11 protein-coding genes are annotated in these 17,855 nt (G+C 68.9%); 7 read left to right on the top strand and 4 right to left on the bottom strand.

Going from position 1 to position 17,855, the window contains the following annotated elements; translation table 11 throughout:
* Nucleotides 1-97 precede the first annotated feature (97 nt).
* Complete coding sequence (locus KY496_RS21275; RefSeq protein WP_219862306.1) at nucleotides 98-3,295, top strand: patatin-like phospholipase family protein; 3,198 nt, start codon at nucleotides 98-100, stop codon at nucleotides 3,293-3,295.
* Between the two features lie 51 nt (nucleotides 3,296-3,346).
* A complete protein-coding gene (locus KY496_RS21270; protein WP_005663140.1) occupies nucleotides 3,347-3,634 on the top strand; it encodes a barstar family protein in 288 nt (95 codons plus the stop codon).
* Here the strand turns inward: KY496_RS21270 and KY496_RS21265 are convergent.
* Together KY496_RS21265 and KY496_RS21260 are read right to left on the bottom strand one after the other, a co-directional pair.
* On the bottom strand, nucleotides 3,625-4,986 hold the full coding sequence (locus KY496_RS21265; RefSeq protein WP_219862305.1) for an MFS transporter: 1,362 nt from the start codon (nucleotides 4,984-4,986) through the stop codon (nucleotides 3,625-3,627). The genes KY496_RS21270 and KY496_RS21265 overlap by 10 nt on opposite strands.
* Nucleotides 4,987-4,993: 7 nt before the next feature.
* Nucleotides 4,994-6,007: a LacI family DNA-binding transcriptional regulator gene (locus KY496_RS21260; RefSeq protein WP_005663152.1), complete on the bottom strand. Its 1,014-nt coding sequence runs from the start codon at nucleotides 6,005-6,007 to the stop codon at nucleotides 4,994-4,996.
* 302 nt (nucleotides 6,008-6,309) lie between these two features.
* Here KY496_RS21260 and KY496_RS21255 point away from each other — a divergent pair, with 302 nt between their 5' ends.
* From KY496_RS21255 to KY496_RS21235, 5 genes are read left to right on the top strand one after another with little or no spacing between them, the layout of a single operon-like run.
* Nucleotides 6,310-9,201: a TonB-dependent receptor gene (locus KY496_RS21255; RefSeq protein WP_219862303.1), complete on the top strand. Its 2,892-nt coding sequence runs from the start codon at nucleotides 6,310-6,312 to the stop codon at nucleotides 9,199-9,201.
* A gap of 5 nt (nucleotides 9,202-9,206) precedes the next feature.
* On the top strand, nucleotides 9,207-10,535 hold the full coding sequence (locus KY496_RS21250) for a BNR repeat-containing protein (protein WP_229520329.1): 1,329 nt from the start codon (nucleotides 9,207-9,209) through the stop codon (nucleotides 10,533-10,535).
* A gap of 8 nt (nucleotides 10,536-10,543) precedes the next feature.
* Nucleotides 10,544-11,737 carry a glycoside hydrolase family 88 protein gene (locus KY496_RS21245; RefSeq protein ID WP_229520328.1) on the top strand — a complete coding sequence of 398 codons (1,194 nt, stop codon included), beginning with the start codon at nucleotides 10,544-10,546 and terminating at the stop codon, nucleotides 11,735-11,737.
* Nucleotides 11,734-14,094: a beta-galactosidase gene (locus KY496_RS21240; RefSeq protein ID WP_219862297.1), complete on the top strand. Its 2,361-nt coding sequence runs from the start codon at nucleotides 11,734-11,736 to the stop codon at nucleotides 14,092-14,094. The genes KY496_RS21245 and KY496_RS21240 overlap by 4 nt, the downstream gene beginning before the upstream one ends.
* A 23-nt stretch (nucleotides 14,095-14,117) precedes the next feature.
* Nucleotides 14,118-15,371, top strand: a complete 1,254-nt coding sequence (locus KY496_RS21235) for a DUF2264 domain-containing protein (protein WP_219862295.1) — start codon at nucleotides 14,118-14,120, stop codon at nucleotides 15,369-15,371.
* Here the strand turns inward: KY496_RS21235 and KY496_RS21230 are convergent.
* Together KY496_RS21230 and KY496_RS21225 are read right to left on the bottom strand one after the other, a co-directional pair.
* Nucleotides 15,365-17,149, bottom strand: coding sequence for a response regulator (locus KY496_RS21230; protein WP_219862293.1), 1,785 nt, complete (start codon nucleotides 17,147-17,149; stop codon nucleotides 15,365-15,367). The two genes, KY496_RS21235 and KY496_RS21230, sit on opposite strands and share 7 nt — an antisense overlap.
* Nucleotides 17,146-17,847, bottom strand: coding sequence for a sensor histidine kinase KdpD (locus tag KY496_RS21225; RefSeq protein WP_005663167.1), 702 nt, complete (start codon nucleotides 17,845-17,847; stop codon nucleotides 17,146-17,148). Before KY496_RS21225 ends, KY496_RS21230 begins: the two co-directional genes overlap by 4 nt.
* Nucleotides 17,848-17,855 lie beyond the last annotated feature (8 nt).

Genomic DNA, 17,855 nt, shown 5'->3' with positions numbered 1-17,855 from the left:
CGCTGCATTGATCCAAACGGTGGCGCTCGCCTGCAAACCGTGCTGAACTGACCCGGCGGCCCGGCCCGGCCGCTTTCCCGTCCAGCCGGAGCGAGCCATGTTGCCGAGCGACCTGACCCACCTGACGCCCTCGCAGGTCGACGACCTGCGGCGCAAGCTCGCCGCCGCCGGCTGCGATCCGCCGCCTGGGGCGCGCACCGTCGCCGAACTGCAGGATGCCTTCGCCCAGCTGCGCAAGCGCCATGGCCTGGCGCCGTCGGACAAGATCGACGGCGACCTGCTGCGCTGCCTCGACGCCGCCGCCGGCCACCTGTTCGGCGAGGTGCTGCGCGACGAACTCGCCATGCTGCGCCCCGAGGCGGGCGACATGCGCGCGGAAGCGCTGGACGCCGCCCTGCCGCCCGACCGCGAGCGCCTCTTGCAGCGCGCCCATGGCGGCATGCTGACCGGCCTGGCCCTGTCCGGCGGCGGCGTGCGCAGCGCCACCTTCAGCCTGGGCGCCCTGCAGGCGCTGGCGCGCTGCGGCCTGCTGCGCCACATCGACTACCTGTCCACCGTGTCCGGCGGCGGCTTCGTCGGCGGCTGGCTGTCCAAATGCCTGCACGCCAACGGCGGCGACATCGGCAAGGTGGAAGCCATGCTGGCGCCGCAGGCCGGCAGCGTCGAGGCGCCCGAGCTGCGTTTCCTGCGCCAGTACAGCAACTACCTGTCGCCGCAGGGCGGCATGTTCAGCGCCGACACCTGGACCCTGGTCGGCACCTATGTGCGCAACACGGGCCTGAACCTGGCCATGCTGGTGGCCTGGATGTGCGCCCTGCTGCTGCTGCCGCGCTTCGCCGTCTGGGCCGTGCACCGCGTGGTCGCGCCTGGCGGAGCCTGGACGCACCTGGCCGACATCGCCTGGATCCTCGGCGTGCTGCTGTTCCTGTTCGCCGTGTTCTGCATCGCGCTGTCGATTTCGAGCAAGCCCGAAAGCTCGCGCGGGATGCGCCGCTTTCCGCTGTCGCAAGGCGCGGTCCTGTGGTGCATCAACCTGCCCTTGCTGCTGGCGGGCTTCCTCGGCAGCCTGGGCCTGTGGCGCCACGGCGGCGCGGCGCCGTCGACCTTCCTGCCCGCCCAGCTCGAGGGCCGCTGGCACTGGCTGCTGGCCCCGGGCCTGGTGTATTTCATCGTCTGGGCCTGCGGCTGGTACCTGGCCCACGACCGCTCCAGCCCCTATCGACGCACCGGCTATACCGTGTGCGCCGCAGGTGCGGCCGCCGTGCTGCTGGTGCTGCTGGAAGCCGGCCGCGCCTTCGCGCCCGGGGTCCTGGCGCTGCTGCGGGTCGATGCCGCCCAACTGTCGCTGCTGCTGTGCTGGACGGTCGGCCTGCTGCTGGCGCTGGCCGGCTGGCTGGCCATCTACACGCGGCTGCACGCCGACCCGCCGCTGCGCGACCTGACCCGCGCCGAACTGGGCGAAGGCCTGTCGCACTTCCTGTGCGCGATGGGCGCGCTCACCCTCGGCACCCTGCTGCTGCTGGGCGGGATGGCGGTGCTGCCCGATCCCGCCGGCCAGCGCGTGCTGAACGACGCGATCGCCCTGGCCACCTTCGGCATGCCGCTGATGATGGCGCTGTTCGCCGCCACCATGACCCTGATGATCGGCCTGGTCGGCCGCCTGTACAGCGACGCCAGCCGCGAATGGTGGAGCCGCCAGGGCGCCTGGACCGCGATCTTCGCCCTCCTCTGGTTGACCGTGTACGCCACCTGCTTTTACATTCCTCCCTTGCTGCACTGGGCCTGGCTGACCTACGAGCCCTGGTCGAACCTGGGCACCCTGCTCGGCTGGCTGGCGATGACCGCCTTCGGGCTCAAGGCCGGCAGCAGCATGTCGACCGGCGCGCGCGGCGCCCCGGACCCGAAGCTCGAACTGGTCGCGCGGCTGGCGCCCTATGTGTTCACGGTCGGGATCTTCGCCCTCTTGAGCAGCCTGGTGCAGGCCACGGTGGCGCTGCCGCATATCGCCTGCCCGAAGGCCGAGCTGACCTGCGTGCTGCGCGCCCATGCCGACGCCACCCTGGCAACGGGCGGCGCGACCCTGCTGCTGGCCTTCGGCGCCTTCCTGGGCGCCGCCCTGCTGCTCGGCTGGCGGGTCGACATCAACAAGTTTTCCCTCTATATGCTGTACCGCAACCGCGTGGTGCGGGCCTGGTTCGGCGCCGGCAACCGCGCGCGCCAGCCGCATCCCTTCACCGGCTTCGATCCCAACGACGACATGCTGCTGGCCGAGCTGCGCTACGGGCGGCCCTACCCGATCGTGAACACCGCGCTGAACCTGGTCAGCGGCGCCGAGCTGGCCTGGCAGACGCGGCGCACCGCCTCGTTCGCCTTCACGCCGCGCTGGTGCGGTTACGAGCAATCCAGCGTGGCGCCTGGCGGCGCGGGCGCGCCAGCGGGCTGCTACCGGCCGACCGACCAGTATGCCTCGCGCTCCGGCGTCGGGCTGGACGACGACGCCGGCGTGCGGCTCGGGATGGCGGTGGCCCTGTCCGGCGCCGCGGCCAGCCCGAACATGGGCGCCCATTCGTCGCCGCCGTTGAACTTCCTGATGACGATGTTCAACGTGCGCCTGGGGCGCTGGTGCCCGAATCCGGCGCGCCGCGCCTGGACCAGCGCTTCGCCGCCGATCGGCCTGTTCAGCCTCTTGTCCGAGCTGTTCGGCCAGCTCGACTCCGACGCCGCCTACGTCCACCTGACCGACGGCGGCCACTTCGACAACCTCGGCATCTACGAACTGGTGCGGCGCCGCTGCCGGCTGGTGATCGCGGTCGACGTGGGCAGCGACCGCCACCTGGCGTTCGAAGACCTGGGCAACGCGATCCGGCGCTGCGCCACCGACCTGCACGTGCGCATCGACCTCGACGTCTCGCGCCTGGGCGCGCTCGGCGACAAGGGCATGTGCGGCGCCAGCTGTGCGGCCGGCACCATCCGCTACAGCCTGGCCGACCGCGGCGCGGCCGACGGCGTGCTCCTGTACGTGAAGCCAGCCATCGTCGGCAACGAGAACGCCGACCTGCTCAACTACCGCAAGCTGCATCCCGACTATCCGCACGAGAGCATCGCCGACCAGTGGTTCGACGAAGCCCAGTTCGAGAGCTACCGCGCGCTGGGCGACCACATCGTCGACTGCGCGCTGCGCGAGGCGGCGCGCGCCACCGTGGGCGCGCACGGCGAACAGGATATCGAGGCGCTGTGCGCGCAGCTGCTGCAGCGGCATGGGCCGGGGGCGGCGCCGCGGCCGCAGGGGGCGTGATAGGCTGCGTCCACCAGCGATGCCAAGGACCATGATGAATCGAGCTTCCCGATGACCCGCGCAACCGTCGTCACCTTCGACCTGTCCACGATCGCCAGCATCCGCGAGCTGCACGAACTGATGGCCAAGACCCTGCACTTCCCCGAATGGTATGGCCCTAACTGGGACGCATTCTGGGATGTGATCATCGGGCTTGTCCCGATGCCGGAAAAGCTGCGCCTGATCGGCTGGGACGACTTCGCGCAGCGCTTCCCGCGCGACGCCTTCATCATGAAGAAATGCCTGACCGAGCTGGCCGAGGAATACCCCGCGAACGCGTCCGACGTCGACTATCTCTGAAGGATTGGCGCCCGCGCCGGCACGGCGGGCGTCGCCAGCAGCCGCCCCAGGCATGCCAGCGCCAGCAGCGAGAACAGCGCCGCGCTGCCCAGGGTCAGGCGGTAATCGTGGCCCGAGTGGTCGAGCAGCGGCCCGATGCAGCTGGCCACCAGGATGTTGGCGAAGGCGACCAGGATGTCCTTGCTCGCGTTGTAGCGCACGAATTCCTCGCGCGGGAACAGCGCCAGCGGCATCGCCGCCGCCGCGGTGAAATAGGCGCCCGAGCAGATCACGTGGGCGACGTAGAACGGCCGGAAACTGGCGGCGCCATCGACCAGCAGCCAGCCCCCCAGCGCGATCGCGCAATACAGCGCCATCATGGCGGCGGCCACGCGCACCGCGCCGCGCCGGTCGACCAGCCAGCCGATGACGAAGGCGCTGGCGATCGACACCGCATAGGCCAGCGCGGTCAGCTCGCCCAGCTCCGCCTTCGACAAGCCCAGGTCGAGCGCATAGTGCAGCGAAAAGGTATTGAAGGGGACGAAGGTGACGGCGGCCAGCATGAAGGCGCCGAAGATCCACAGGTAGCGGCGCTGGGCGCAGCAGTGCCGCAACTGCGTGCGCGCCAGCGCCAGCCGCCCGCCCGCTGAAGCCGCGTCGTCATGCGCGTTTGGCGGCGGCGGGTAGTCGCCCTCGCGCACCATCAGGCACATCAGCGGTATCGTCAGGCCGAAGACCAGGGCGATGGCCACCAGGATCTCGGCCAGCCAGGCTTCGCTCAGGGCGAACAGCGTCATGTTGAAGCCGATCGCCACGCCCAGGCCGACGACCCGCACCGCGGCATAGAAGCGGCCGGCCAGCCCGAACGGAATGACGTCGGCCACCAGCCCGGCGAACAGCGCCATGGTGGTCATGGCGGCGGCGTCGAACACGGTCCAGAACAGGCAGAACACGCCCAGTTCGAGCGCGCGCAGGCTAGGCGCCCAAGCGCCCAGCAGCGCGTGCGCGCCGGCCGCGAAGGACGGCGCCAGGGCCACGCACAACATGGCGGCGGCGGCCAGCGGCGCGCTGATCACCAGGTACGGACGGCGCCGTCCCCAGCGGCCGCGGCTGCGGTCGGAACGCAGCCCGATCGCCGGCACCACCAGCAGGCTGATAAGCGCCGGCACGGTCGACAGCAGCATGGCGACGGCGGTGTCCGACGCGCCGTGGTTGCGCAACACGACCAGCCCGATCGGTCCGGCCCAGCGCTCGCGCACCGCGATCCCGAGCGCGCCGACCAGCAGCCAGCCGACCAGCACGCACAAGCCCCAGGCGCCATAGCGCAGCGTGCCGGCCTGCCAGCGTGCGTTATCCAGGGCGGCGCGCCGCATCCTGGGTCTACGCCGGCGCGGGGCCGGTCGAGTCGCGCACCACCAGCTCGGTGGCGAAGGCGATGCGCTCGGCGGCCGGCGGCCGGCCTTCGATCATCTCGACCACTTCCCGCACCGCGCGCTCGGCCAGCGCCTCATAGGGCTGGTGCATCGTGGTCAGGCGCGGGAACACGTGGCTGGCGGTCGAGATGTCGTCGAAGCCGACCACCGAGACGTCGGCCGGCACCTTCAGGCCGCGGCTGGCGACGGCGTCGATGGCGCCGAACGCCATCTCGTCGTTGGCGGCGAAGATGGCGCTGGGCGGCGCCGCGAGGTCGAGCAGGCGCAGCGTGGCGGCGAAGCCGCCGGGCTGGTTGAAGGCGCCATCGACCACCAGGGCCGGGTCGACGGCGATGCCGGCCGCCGCCAGCGCTTCGGCATAGCCGCGTTCGCGCTCAGCGCTCTGGCCGGTGCGCTTGGTGCCGGCGATGAAGGCGATGCGGCGGTGCCCGAGGCCGATCAGGTGCTCGACCGCACGGCGCGCGCCGATGCGGTTTTCCAGCACGATGGTCGGCAGCGCCAGCTGGCGCGCATCGAAGAACACCAGCGCGCAATTGAGCTGCTGGCGCTCGACCACGTCGAGGAAGCGGTCGTCGGCGGTCGGCATCAGGAGCAGCAGGCCGTCGCACAGCTTGCTGAGCGTGGCGCAGGTGGTCATCCGGTCCGGGCTGTCGAAGCGGTCGGCGTTGAACAGCAGCAGGTCGTAGTCGCGCTTGCGCGCCTGCTCGCCGATGGCGCGCACCAGCTCGTGCAGCACCACCGGGCCGTAGTTGTTCATGAACACGCCGATCAGCTTGCTCTTGTCGCCGCGCATGCGGCGCGCCAGCATGTCCGGCGTGTAGTTCAGCTGGGCTGCTGCCGCCATGATGCGCTCGCGCGCCGCGTCCGACACATAGCCGGTGCCGCGGATCGCGCGCGAGGCGGTGATCGGCGCGACGCCGGCCAGGCGCGCGACCTCGCTCAGTTTGCTGGCTTTGGCCATCGGTCTCCTTCAATCGATCATGTTGTTGAGTATTTCTAGTTATCCAACCCCGACCTGTGGTTACGATACCACGTCGAGCTCGGCCGATTCCAGATATTTTTCAGCAAAATCAGGTGCTTATCCCACTGCTACAGCGTCTATCCCAAGCTTGTTGAGTATTTACGAGTCACATGGTAACGTGACCATACGGTTGTCATACAAGCGCAATGGTCGGCGACCGGTGCTTCATCTTCAGCCGCACGTGCCAAGCACGGCGGCCCGACATTACAAGCGAACCTCGAAGTTCGCGGTCAGGAGACACTATGCAGAAGAAGATTTTGGCCGCGGCCCTGCCGCTGGCCTTGGCCGCCGCAACCATGCCACCCGCGCTGGCCCAGCAACAGCCCACTACGCCACCCTCACCGCCCGACGCTGCAACTGCGGACGCTACTGCCGCCACACCGGCCGCCGGCAGCACGGCCGCGCCCACCACCGTGGTGGTCACCGGCTTTCGGTCCAGCCTGCAGAAGGCGCTGAACCTCAAGCAGCAGGCGATCGGCGTGCGCGATTCGATCGTCGCCGAGGACATCGGCAAATTCCCCGAGGCGAACGTGGCCGAGTCGCTGCAGCGCGTGCCCGGCGTGATCCTGAACCGCGACGACAGTTCGGGCGAAGGCCAGCGCATCTCGATCCGCGGCCTGCCGACCGAATATTCGGTGACGACCCTGAACGGCGCGCCGGTCAACACCACGTCGACCAGCACCATCGGCAGCGCCGCGCGCGGCTTCAACTACGACGTGTTCGCGTCCGAACTGTTCGGCCGGGTCGACTTCTACAAGTCGCCGCTGGCCGAGCTGACCGAGGGCGGCATGGGCGGCATCGTCGACCTGCAGACCCCGCGCCCGTTCGACAGTCCCAAGCGCACCATCCGCTACGCGGTCTCGGGCGCCTACAACACCAGCGCCAGGGAGGCCGATCCGACCGGCTTCGCGCTGTACTCGAACACCTGGGGTCCGTGGGGCTTCCTGGCCGGCGTGGCCCATTCGAAGGCGGTCAACAACCGCTCCGGCTTCGAAGCCACCGGCGGCTACAACAGCTCCGCCAACGGCAGCCGCACGCCCGTGATGGGCAACTTCGCCCTGGCGCTCGACTACGACGACCCACGCGCCAACCTGTCCGGCTACTCGCGCGAACAGATCGACAACGCCCTGCTGCCGCGCATCTACCGCTACTACGGCTCGCAGAACCGGCGCAGCCGCGACGGCCTGGTGAGCTCCCTGCAGTTCAAGCAGGGCGACCTGAACCTGAGCCTGGACGGCCTGTACTCGCGCCTGGAGAACAGCCGCGACGAGTTGTACTACGGCCTCCTGATCCGCAACACCCGCACCACCAACCGCAACGCGCCGCCGGGAACGAACGGCCACAACGGCCTGGTGCCGATCGACGTGCGCGTCGATCCCGCCTCGAACCTCCTGACCGGCACCTTCGGCAATACCTCGTACAGCAGCGGCGTGACCTATGGCGAAGACAAGACCGAGTTCGGCTACCTGGCCCTCAACGGCCGCTGGCAGGCGCGCCCGGGGCTGGTGGTGACCGGCCAGGTGAGCGCCAACAACAGCAAGGCCACCAGCTATTCGGACACCCTGTCGGGCCAGATCTTCGGCGTCGACACGACCATCGACTACGGAACCGATCACGTCTACCCGTCGATGTCCTCGCCGGTCGACTACACCGACCCGGCCAGTTTCAGCGGCTTCGACGTCACCACCGGCTGGACCCGCGAGCGCGACAAGGGCCGCCAGGCGCGCCTGGTGGTGGACTACGACTACGACCTGTTTGGCGGCTGGACCGGGCGCCTCAAGACCGGCCTGGTCTACGTCGACACCAGCAAGGACGTCGAAAAACGCAATGCCGGCGCCGCCATGAAGGCGAAGATGGTCGCCCTGGGCGACGCCAGCGTGCGCGCCAATATGGTCTCGGTCCTGCCGATCCCCGACCTCGACATGGGCCCCGGCTGGCCGAACCGCTTCGGCACCTTCACCCGCGACTATGCCTTCTCGACCTACGATCCGGTCGCCTTCAATACGAATGAAGCGTTCACGCCGGCGCAGAGCTTCGGCGCGGCCGAGAAGGTCAGCACCGGCTTCGTCCAGTCCGATTTCAAGGGCGACGTGCTGGGGCGCGAGCTGCGCCTGAACGCCGGCGTGCGCTGGTCGCAGACGAAGCTCGACATCGACAACTTCAAGAGGAGCGGCAGCGGCAACACCTACCAGCCGAACAGCGAACAGGGCAAGTACACCAATGTGCTGCCGGCCGTCAGCGCGGCCTGGGACCTGAACGACGAGCTGATCTTCCGCACTTCGTGGGGCAAGACCATCAGCCGCGCCTCGCTGTCGATCATCGCGGCCCAGACCGTGATCCCGAACGCCTTCGACAATACCGCGACCGCCGGCAACCCGAATTTGCGGCCGCAGCAGTCGAAGAACTTCGACACCAGCCTGGAATGGTATTTCAAGCCGGGCAGCCTGCTGTCGGCGGCGTATTTCAAGAAGAAGCTGACCGACGCCACGGTGTCGACCACCACCAACACCACCTTCGGCGCGCTCGGCCTGCCCGACACCGCGCTCGGGGCGATCTTCCAGGACGCCAGCGGCCGGGTCGACCCGAACCTGCCGATGGTGCTGCGCACCTACAGCAACGCCGGCGAACAGACGCTCAAGGGCTACGAGCTGGCCTACCAGCAGGACTTCACCTTCCTGCCCGACCCGTTCAAGGGCTTCGGCGCGCTGGCCAGCTACACCCACATCGATCCCTTCAACAGCATGCGCTGGATCACCAACGCGGGCAAGGAGATCGAGGTCAACTCGGTGCCGAAGTATGCCTACAGCGTCACCGCCTATTACGAGCGCGGCCCGCTGGCGATGCGCCTGTCCTACAACTACAAGGACCGCTCGCTGCACGGCGACAATCCGCGGAACAACGGCGACGACCTGATTCGCTGGCGCGCCGCGCGCGGCTACCTGGACGGCACCATCAGCTACAAGCTGTCCGAGAACCTGGAACTGCGCCTGGATGCGCTGAACCTGACCGACACCCTGAACTACGACTACTTCGAGGACGCCACCGGCCAGCACGGCAGCGGCAAGCACACGCGGATGGACTACGCCAAGTACGATGGGCGCACGTTCAAGATCGGCATCCGCGGCAAGCTGTGATGCGGATGACCGCCTTTCTCGTCCGCTGTACTGGGTTCGTGGCTGGCGCCGCGCTGCTGCACGGCTGCGCCAGCAATCCCGGAGCCAGCATCATCGACGTCGGCCCCGGCTGGGCCGGGAACTCGGTCAACGCCGTGGTGTTTCGCAAGAACGCCCTGGCGAGCGACGGCGCGCACCAGTACATCGCCTATTACGACGGCGCCGGCCGGGTCGTGCTGGGCAAGCGACGCCTCGGCGGCGACGCCTGGGAACTGCGGCAGACCGCCTGGCGCGGCAACGTGCGCGACGCCCACAACGCGATCAGCATCATGGTCGATGGCGAAGGCGTGCTGCACATGGCCTGGGACCAGCACAACAACGCGCTGAACTATGCGCGCGGCAGCGCCCCCGGCAGCCTCGAACTGCGCACGGCGCCGATGGTCGGGCGCGACGAAGCGTCGGTGTCGTATCCGGAGTTCTTTCGCATGCCGGGTGGCGGCCTGCTGTTCCTGTACCGCGACGGCGGTTCGGGACGCGGCAACCTGGTCGCCAACCGCTACGATCCGGCCACCGGCTGGCGCCGCGTGGCCGACAACCTGATCAGCGGCGAGGGGCGGCGCAGCGCCTACTGGCAGGCCGGCGTGGACGGACTCGGGGTCATCCACCTGTCCTGGGTCTGGCGCGAATCGCCCGACGTCGCCAGCAACCAGGACATGGCCTATGCGCGCTCGCGCGACGGCGGCGCGAGCTGGGAAGACAGCAATGGCACGCCCTATGTGCTGCCGATCACTGCCGCCAGCGCCGAGTACGCGGCGCGCATCCCGCAGAACAGCGACTTGATCAACCAGACCTCGATGGCCTTCGACGCCCTGGGCCGGCCCTATATCGCCAGCTACTGGCGCAATGCGGACAGCGCCGTGCCCCAGTACCGCGTGCTGTACCGGCGCGACGAAGGCTGGCGCCGGCTCGACCTGGACTTTCGCAAGACCGCCTTCTCGCTCGCCGGCATGGGCACCAAGGCGATCCCGATCGCGCGCCCGCAGCTGCTGATCGACGCGCATGCGGGCGATCCGTCGGGCCTCCTCGTGTTTCGCGACAGCGAGCGCGGCGAGCGCGTGTCGGTGGTGCGCATCGCCAGCTTCGACGCGCCGCGCTGGTCGGTGCACGACCTGACGAGCAATACCGTCGGCGCCTGGGAACCGAGCTACGACACCGAATTGTGGCGGCGCCAGGGCGAGCTGCACCTGTACCTGCAGGCGGTGCGGCAAGTCGATGGCGAAGGACTGGCCGACGTGCCGCCATCCACGGTGCAGGTCTTGCAGTGGCGACCGGCAAGCGACACTCACATTGAATGAAAGACGACATGACGCGACGACTCTACCTCAAGCTTGCCCTGGCTACGCTGGTGACCATCGCCGGCGGCTGCGCCAGCACGGGCGGCCAAACGCCTGCACGGGCCGACGTCCTGGCCGACCTGACCCGCGCCAACGATTACTGGCAACGCAACCACGCCCCGCAGCAGTGGGCGTTCTGGGACGTCGCCGCCTACCACACCGGCAATATGGCGGCCTATGCCCTCACCCGCAACGAGGCTTACCGCGACTACTCGACCGCCTGGGCCGAACATAACCGCTGGCGCGGCGCGGACTCGGACAACCGCGCCGAGTGGAAGTACAGCTATGGCGAGACCCAGGAATACGTGCTGTTCGGCGACTGGCAGACCTGCTTCCAGACCTATGTTGACCTGTACGAACTCGATGGCCGCAAGGACCCGCGCCGCATCGCCCGTGCGCGCGAGGTCATGGAATACCAGATGAGCACTTCCAACCGCGATTACTGGTGGTGGGCCGACGGCATCTATATGGTGATGCCCGCGATGACGAAGCTGTACAAGGCCACGGGCGAGCGGCGCTACCTCGACAAGCTGCACGACTACTTCAGCTATGCCGACCAGCTGATGTACGACCCGGACGCCGGCCTGTACTACCGCGACGCCAAATACATCTACCCCAGGCACAAGTCGACCAATGGCGGCAAGGATTTCTGGGCGCGCGGCGACGGCTGGGTGTTCGCCGCCCTGGCCAAGACGCTGGCCGACCTGCCGCCGGACAGCCCAAGCCGGCCCCTGCTGACCGAGCGCTTCCGCCGCATGGCGGCGGCCCTCAAGCCGCTGCAGCAGGACGATGGCTACTGGACCCGCAGCCTGCTCGATCCGGGCCATGCGCCGGGCCCGGAAAGCAGCGGCACCGCCTTCTTCACCTATGCCTACGCCTGGGGCATCAACCATGGTTACCTGGACCGCGCCGCGTATGCGCCGACGGCCCTGCGCGGCTGGCGCTTCCTGAGCCGGGTCGCGCTGCAGGCCGATGGCCGGGTCGGCTACGTGCAGCCGATCGGCGAGCGCGCGATCCCCGGCCAGGTCGTGAATCAGGACTCGACCGCGCCCTTCGGCGTCGGCGCCTTCCTGCTGGCAGCGAGCGAGATCGCAAGCCTGGTCGATCACGCGGGAGATAAGGCGGGAGATAAGGCGGGAGATAAGGCGGGAGATAAGCGATGACGCCAACGCTGCCTCGCCGGCGCCTGCTGCAGGGCGCCGCGGCCAGCTCGGCGCTGGCGCTGCTGCCGGCCCAGGTCCACGCCGCGGCCCCTCCCCGCTTCGCCATCGGCCGCGAAGACTTCCTGCTGGACGGCAAGCCGCTGCAGATCCGCTGCGGCGAGATGCATTTCTCGCGCGTGCCGCGCGAGTACTGGACGCACCGCCTGAAGACCATCAAGGCGATGGGCCTGAACAGCGTCTGCGCCTACCTGTTCTGGAACTACCACGAATGGCGCGAAGGCCGGTTCGACTGGGCCGGCCAGCGCGACGCCGCCGAGTTCTGCCGGCTGGCGCAGCAGGAAGGCCTGTGGGTGATCCTGCGCCCCGGCCCGTATGCCTGCGCCGAATGGGAGATGGGCGGCCTGCCATGGTGGCTGCTCAAGCAGCCGGGCGACGCCTTCCTGCGCTCCACTAGCGAGGCTTTCCTGGCGCCGTCGCGGCGCTGGCTGCGCGAGGTCGGCCGCGTGCTCGGCCCGCAGCAGGTGACGCGGGGCGGCCCGATCCTGATGGTGCAGGTCGAGAACGAATACGGCTTCTACGGCGAAGACCTCGACTATATGCGCGCGCTGCGCCAGGCCGTGCTGGACGCCGGCTTCGACGTGCCGCTATTCCAGTGCAACCCGACCAATGCGGTGGCCAAGACCCACATCCCCGAGCTGTATTCGGTGGCGAACTTCGGCAGCAACCCCGAAGCCGGTTTCAAGGCGCTGGCCGAGGTGCAGCAGGGACCGCTGATGTGCGGCGAATATTATTCAGGCTGGTTCGACACCTGGGGCGCGCCGCACCGCCGCGGCGGCGTCGAGAACGCCGTGGCCGACATCAGGACGATGCTGGCGGCGAACGGCTCGTTCAGCCTCTACATGGCGCACGGCGGCACCACCTTCGGCCTGTGGGCCGGCTGCGACCGGCCGTTCCGCCCCGACACCACCAGCTACGACTACGACGCGCCGATCAGCGAAGCCGGCTGGATCGGCGCCAAGTTCGAGGCCTACCGCGCCGCGATGACGCCCTTCCTGGCGCCAGGCGAGACCTTGCCGCAGCCGCCGGCGCCGCTGCCGGTGATGACGATCCCCGCCTTCGCCCTGAACGAGACCGCGTCATTGAGCGCCAGTCTGCCGGCGCGCACGATCCGCGACGCGTCGCCGCGCCCGATCGAGGATTACGACATCAGCCGCGGCATCGTCGCCTACCGCGTCACCTTGCCGGCCGGCCCCGCCGGGGTGCTGGCGGCGGCCAGGGTGCGCGACCTGGCCTGGGTGCGGGTCGACGGCAAGCTGGTGGACACGATGGACACGCGCTACCGCCGCTTCAAGGTGACGATCCCCGCGCGCAGCAAGCCGGCGACCGTCGAGGTCCTGCTGTACACGATCGCGCGCGTGAACTTCGGGGTCGAGATCCATGACCGCAAGGGCATGCACGGTCCGGTCACGTTCACGCCGAACGGCGGCGAGGCGCAGGCGCTGGAGAACTGGGAGATCCGCGCCATCGATTTCGATGCCGAAGGCGTGCTGCCGCCGCTGGCGTTCAAGCGCGGCCGCAGCAAGGACGCGGCGTTCTGGCGCGGCAGCTTCGACACGAGCGCCGCCCACGACACCTTCCTCGACATGTCGGGCTGGGGCCAGGGCATCGTCTGGATCAATGGCCGCTGCCTGGGCCGCTACTGGAGCATTGGGCCGACCCAGACCATGTACCTGCCCGGGCCGTGGATCAGGCGCGGCCGCAACGAGGTGATCGTGCTCGACCTGACCGGCCCGCGCGAGGCGCGCATCGCCGGCCTGGCCAAGCCGATCCTCGACCAGTTGCACCGCGAGCGCGACCTGGAACGCCCGCCCAGCACCGTCAGGCTGCAGCTCGACGGCGTGCGGCCCGCGCACGAAGGCGCGTTCGCGCCCGGCTCGGCGACCCAGGACGTGCGCTTCGCGGCGCCGCTGCGCGCGCGCCAGTTCTGCCTGGAGTCGCTCGACGCCTTCGACGGCAAGCCCTACGCCGCGGTGGCCGAGCTGGCGCTGCTGGACAAGAATGGCAAGACGATCGAGCAATCCGCCTGGACCATCGCCTGGGTCGACAGCGAAGAGGCGCACAAGGAAGACGGCGGCGCGCTCAATGCGATCAATGGCCAGAACAGCGACTACTGGCACACGGCCTACAGTGGCCCGGGCGCCGGCACGGCGCACCCGCACCGCCTGGTGATCGACCTCGGCAAGGACGTCGAGGTGGCCGGCCTGCGCTACGTGCCGCGCCAGGGCAAGGACGACGTCACCGGGCGCATCCGCAGGTATCGCGCCTATGCGGGCGAACGGCTGGCCGGCGAGCCCTGAACCAACCACGACGAGGAGACGCAATGCAGAGAAGAGATTTCATCGGCAGCCTGGCGGCGGGCGCCGCGCTCGGGGGCCTGTCCATGCCGGCGCCGGCGGCGGCTGCGGCTACCGCGGGAAGCGACCGCGCGTACATGGCCGGCCTGCTGCAGAAGATGGCCGAGCCGGTGCTGTCGAACATGGCGCGCGGCGAACTGAAAAAGAACTTCAAGCTCGAGGTGAGCCCGAGCTCGGATGGACGCGACAGCACCGTCGCCTACCTGGAAGCCTTCGGCCGGCTGATCGCCGGCGCCGCGCCGTGGCTGGCCCTGCCGGACGACGCCAGCGCGGAAGGCAAGACCCGTGCGCGCCTGCGCCAGATGGCCTTGCAGAGCTATGTGCATTCGGTCGATCCGAAAAGTCCCGACTACCTGACCTGGCGCGGCCATGGCCAGGCGCTGGTCGACTCGGCCTACTTCACCAATGCGCTGATGCGCGCGCCGAAAGCGTTGTGGGAGCCGCTCGACACCACCACCAAGCGGCGCATCGTCGCCGAGATCAAGGGCCTGCGCCGGATCGAACCGCCCTTCATCAACTGGCTGCTGTTCGCGGCGATGAACGAGGCCTGGCTGCTGTCGATCGGCGAGGAGGCCGATCCGCTGCGCACCAATGTCGCGATCCGCAAAATTAACGAATGGTATGTCGGCGACGGCTGGATCAAGGACGGCGAAGCGTTCCACTTCGACTACTACAGTTCCTTCGTGATGTACCCGATGCTGCTCGAAATCCTCGAGGTGCTCGAGCGGCACAAGGCGCCATTCTGGAACGGCAAGCCGGCCGAGCTGCGCGCCCAGGCCTTGAGGCGCACCCAGCGCTATTGCGAGCACCTGGAGCGCTTCATCTCGCCGCAAGGAACCTTCCCGCCGATCGGCCGCTCGCTCACCTACCGCAGCGCCGCCTTCCAGCCGCTGGCCCTGCTGGCCTGGCGCAAGCAGTTGCCGCCGACCCTGCCCGAGGGCCAGGTGCGGGCGGCGATGCAGGCGATGCACCAGGCCTTGTACACCGATCCGGGCAACTTCACCAGCGAGGGCTACCTCACCATCGGCTTCGTCGGCCACCAGCCGGCGCTGGCCGACTGGTATTCCAACAACGGCAGCATGTACATCGCCTCGGCCAGCTTCCTGGCGCTGGGCCTGCCGGCCGACGATTCCTACTGGACCAGTCCGGCCCAGGACTGGACCCAGAAGAAGGCCTTCAGCGGCGCCGCGTTCCGCAAGGACTACCCGGTCGATTACTGAGCGGCGCCGGCCTTGGGCGTCGCGGCCTCTTCTTCCTGGGCTTGCGGCGCGGCGGGCTCCGGCTTCGGCTGCAGCGCACCGAGCTGCTCCATCAGCTGCGCGAAGCGCTGCTGGCCCGGCTGCAGCCGGTCGACGTGCTCCAGGACGTCGCGTGCCTCCTCGTCCAGCTCGGCCTCGTAGCCGCACTGCTGCATGTGCGAGATCAGGATCTGCACCGCGTTGAACAGCACCCGGACGTTGTCCGGCAGCCGCTCGCGCGCCTTGCGCATCCACTTGACGGCGTCGGGCAGCTTGCCGGTCTTCCACAGCACCACGCCCTGGTTCATCAGGTCCACCGCCTCCTTGCGCGCGGTGCGGATGATGAGCGCGCCCTCGTCGTGAAGGCGCGCGCGGTCGAAGATCTTCTGCACCTCGTCCTGCAGCAGCGTGTTGTCGTGGTTGTTGCGGATCACGTAGGCCAGCACCTCGTTGGGCGTGCCCTTGACGCCGACCGCGAACAGCAGGGTCGCCATCTCGATGCAGATCGCGGTGCCGGGCCGCTTGGGATCGGCCTGCAGCATCGCATCGAGCTCGTCGCCGGCGCGGCGCGCGTTCAGGTAGTCGCCGCTCTCGTGGTAGACGTGGCCTTCGGTGATCTTCGCGCGCAGCACGATGTGTTCGTGCTCGCTGCCGAATTCGCGCTGGGCCAGCAGGAGCAGCTGCAGCGCATCCTTGGTATTGCCCTTCAGGCCGCACACGCGCGCCAGGCCGAGGTAGTCGTCCGGGGCCTTGCGGATCGAGTATTCGCCGATCACCAGGCATTTGCGGAAGGCCTTCTCGGCCATCGGCACGTTCCCCAGGCGCAGCGCGGCCTGGCCCAGGTGGCGCTGGCGCGGCACCGAGTTGGGCGACAGCTTGGCCGCGCGTTCGAGCACCGCGGCCGCCTCTTCGTGCTGGCCCATGCCCTGGTAGGCGCGCGCCAGCTGGTCGTAGGCGTCGATGTAGTGGCGGTTCTCGGCGATCACGGTCTGGAACATCTGGCGCGCCTGCTCGAAGTCGCCGTCGGCCATGCGGATCTTGCCCAGGCCCGCGCGCGCCCAGTGGTATTCGCGCTGGGCCAGCACTTTTTCGTACACCTCGCGCGCGCGCGCCGGCTGGCCGCTGCGCTCGAGCATGCGCGCCTTCATGCGCAGCAGCTCGATCTCGTGCACCCGGCTGGCGGCGATCTGGTCGTCGCACAGGCGCGCCGCGCGCAGGTAATCCTTTTCGATGAAGGCCTGGTCGATCAGGCGGAAGATCTGCTTGCGGCGCCACACGCGGTTCAGGCGCGTGAGCAGCACGCCTTCGGTGATCGGCTTGACCAGATAGGCGTCCGGCTGGTGCTCGGCCGCGCCCATCACCGACTCCACGCTCTTCTCGGCCGAGACCATCACGAACACCGAGGACGGCATCAGGAGATGGCGCATGCGCGCTTCTTCCAGCACCTGCTGGCCGTTCTTGCCCTCGCCCAGGTTGTAGTCGCACAGCACCACGTCGTAGCGCAGCTTGTTGAGTAGGCCCATGGCCTCGCCGCCGCTGGACGCCTGGTCGATATTCCTGGCCCCCAGGCTGCGCAGGCTCTCGCGCAGCAGCTGGCGGATGCCGACGAAGTCGTCGACGATCAGGTAGTGCTTGCTGGCCCAGTCGATCTCTTCCAGCACCTTGGGCTTCGTGATCCCCGGTGCGGCGGCCGGCTTGGCGTCAGGCCTGGCGTCATCCGGCTTGGGGTCCGGCTTGGGAAGGTCGGCAGGCGTGTTCATGGCAGGGTCAGGATGAAACAGCCGCCGCCGAGCGAGCCGCCGTTTTCGAGCCGCACCGCGCCGGAGCGCTCGCGGTGGCGGTGCATGCGCGCCACCTCGCCCGAAAAGTACAGGCCCAGGCCGGCGCTATTGGTCAGGAAGTTGACGCCGCTGTCGCCGCTGCCCGGCGTGCCGGCCGCCAGCAGCGCGGGCGGAAAGCCGGCGCCATTGTCCTCGACCCGGATCTCGAGGTCGCCATCGACTTCGCGCGCCGACAGGCGGATGCGGTCGCGCGTGTAGTGCAGCGCGTTGTTGACGGCGTGCGACACCACGCCCACGATCAGGTCCTCGTCGACGTGGGCGATCAGCTCGGGATCGACATCCAGCTCCAGGGTCACGCCGCGCGACTCGAGCAGCACGCGCTCGAGCGCCACCACCTGCTCGACCAATTGCCCCACTTCGAGCGGCTGGACGTCGAACGGGTAGCCCGGCTTGCCGACCTGCTTGTACAGCGCCAGCAGCTGCATCAGGTTGTCGTTCAGGCGGCGCGTCTGGTACAGCATTTGCGCCATCTGCGCATACGCCTTCTCGGTCTCGGGCGAGGCGCCGTCGAGCAGGCGTTCGAGCGTGCCGGACAGGACGCTGATCGAGTTCTTCATGTCGTGCGCGGTGGACGCCAGGAACAGGAACAGCTCGGGCGAGTGGTGTGAATCTTCCATCCGGACAG

The organism is Massilia sp. NP310 (assembly GCF_019443485.1).
In the GTDB taxonomy this organism is placed as follows: domain Bacteria; phylum Pseudomonadota; class Gammaproteobacteria; order Burkholderiales; family Burkholderiaceae_D; genus Telluria; species Telluria timonae.
Note: the sequence above shows the minus strand (reverse complement) of the source record. Positions and strands in the feature narration are given on the sequence as shown.

Excerpts from the sequence above, each read along its gene's own strand:
- KY496_RS21275 (WP_219862306.1), top strand. The coding sequence starts at position 98 with ATGTTGCCGAGCGACCTGACCCACCTGACGCCCTCGCAGGTCGACGAC.
- KY496_RS21270 (WP_005663140.1), top strand. The coding sequence starts at position 3,347 with ATGACCCGCGCAACCGTCGTCACCTTCGACCTGTCCACGATCGCCAGC.
- KY496_RS21265 (WP_219862305.1), bottom strand. The coding sequence starts at position 4,986 with ATGCGGCGCGCCGCCCTGGATAACGCACGCTGGCAGGCCGGCACGCTG.
- KY496_RS21260 (WP_005663152.1), bottom strand. The coding sequence starts at position 6,007 with ATGGCCAAAGCCAGCAAACTGAGCGAGGTCGCGCGCCTGGCCGGCGTC.
- KY496_RS21255 (WP_219862303.1), top strand. The coding sequence starts at position 6,310 with ATGCAGAAGAAGATTTTGGCCGCGGCCCTGCCGCTGGCCTTGGCCGCC.
- KY496_RS21250 (WP_229520329.1), top strand. The coding sequence starts at position 9,207 with ATGACCGCCTTTCTCGTCCGCTGTACTGGGTTCGTGGCTGGCGCCGCG.
- KY496_RS21245 (WP_229520328.1), top strand. The coding sequence starts at position 10,544 with ATGACGCGACGACTCTACCTCAAGCTTGCCCTGGCTACGCTGGTGACC.
- KY496_RS21240 (WP_219862297.1), top strand. The coding sequence starts at position 11,734 with ATGACGCCAACGCTGCCTCGCCGGCGCCTGCTGCAGGGCGCCGCGGCC.
- KY496_RS21235 (WP_219862295.1), top strand. The coding sequence starts at position 14,118 with ATGCAGAGAAGAGATTTCATCGGCAGCCTGGCGGCGGGCGCCGCGCTC.
- KY496_RS21230 (WP_219862293.1), bottom strand. The coding sequence starts at position 17,149 with ATGAACACGCCTGCCGACCTTCCCAAGCCGGACCCCAAGCCGGATGAC.
- KY496_RS21225 (WP_005663167.1), bottom strand. The coding sequence starts at position 17,847 with ATGGAAGATTCACACCACTCGCCCGAGCTGTTCCTGTTCCTGGCGTCC.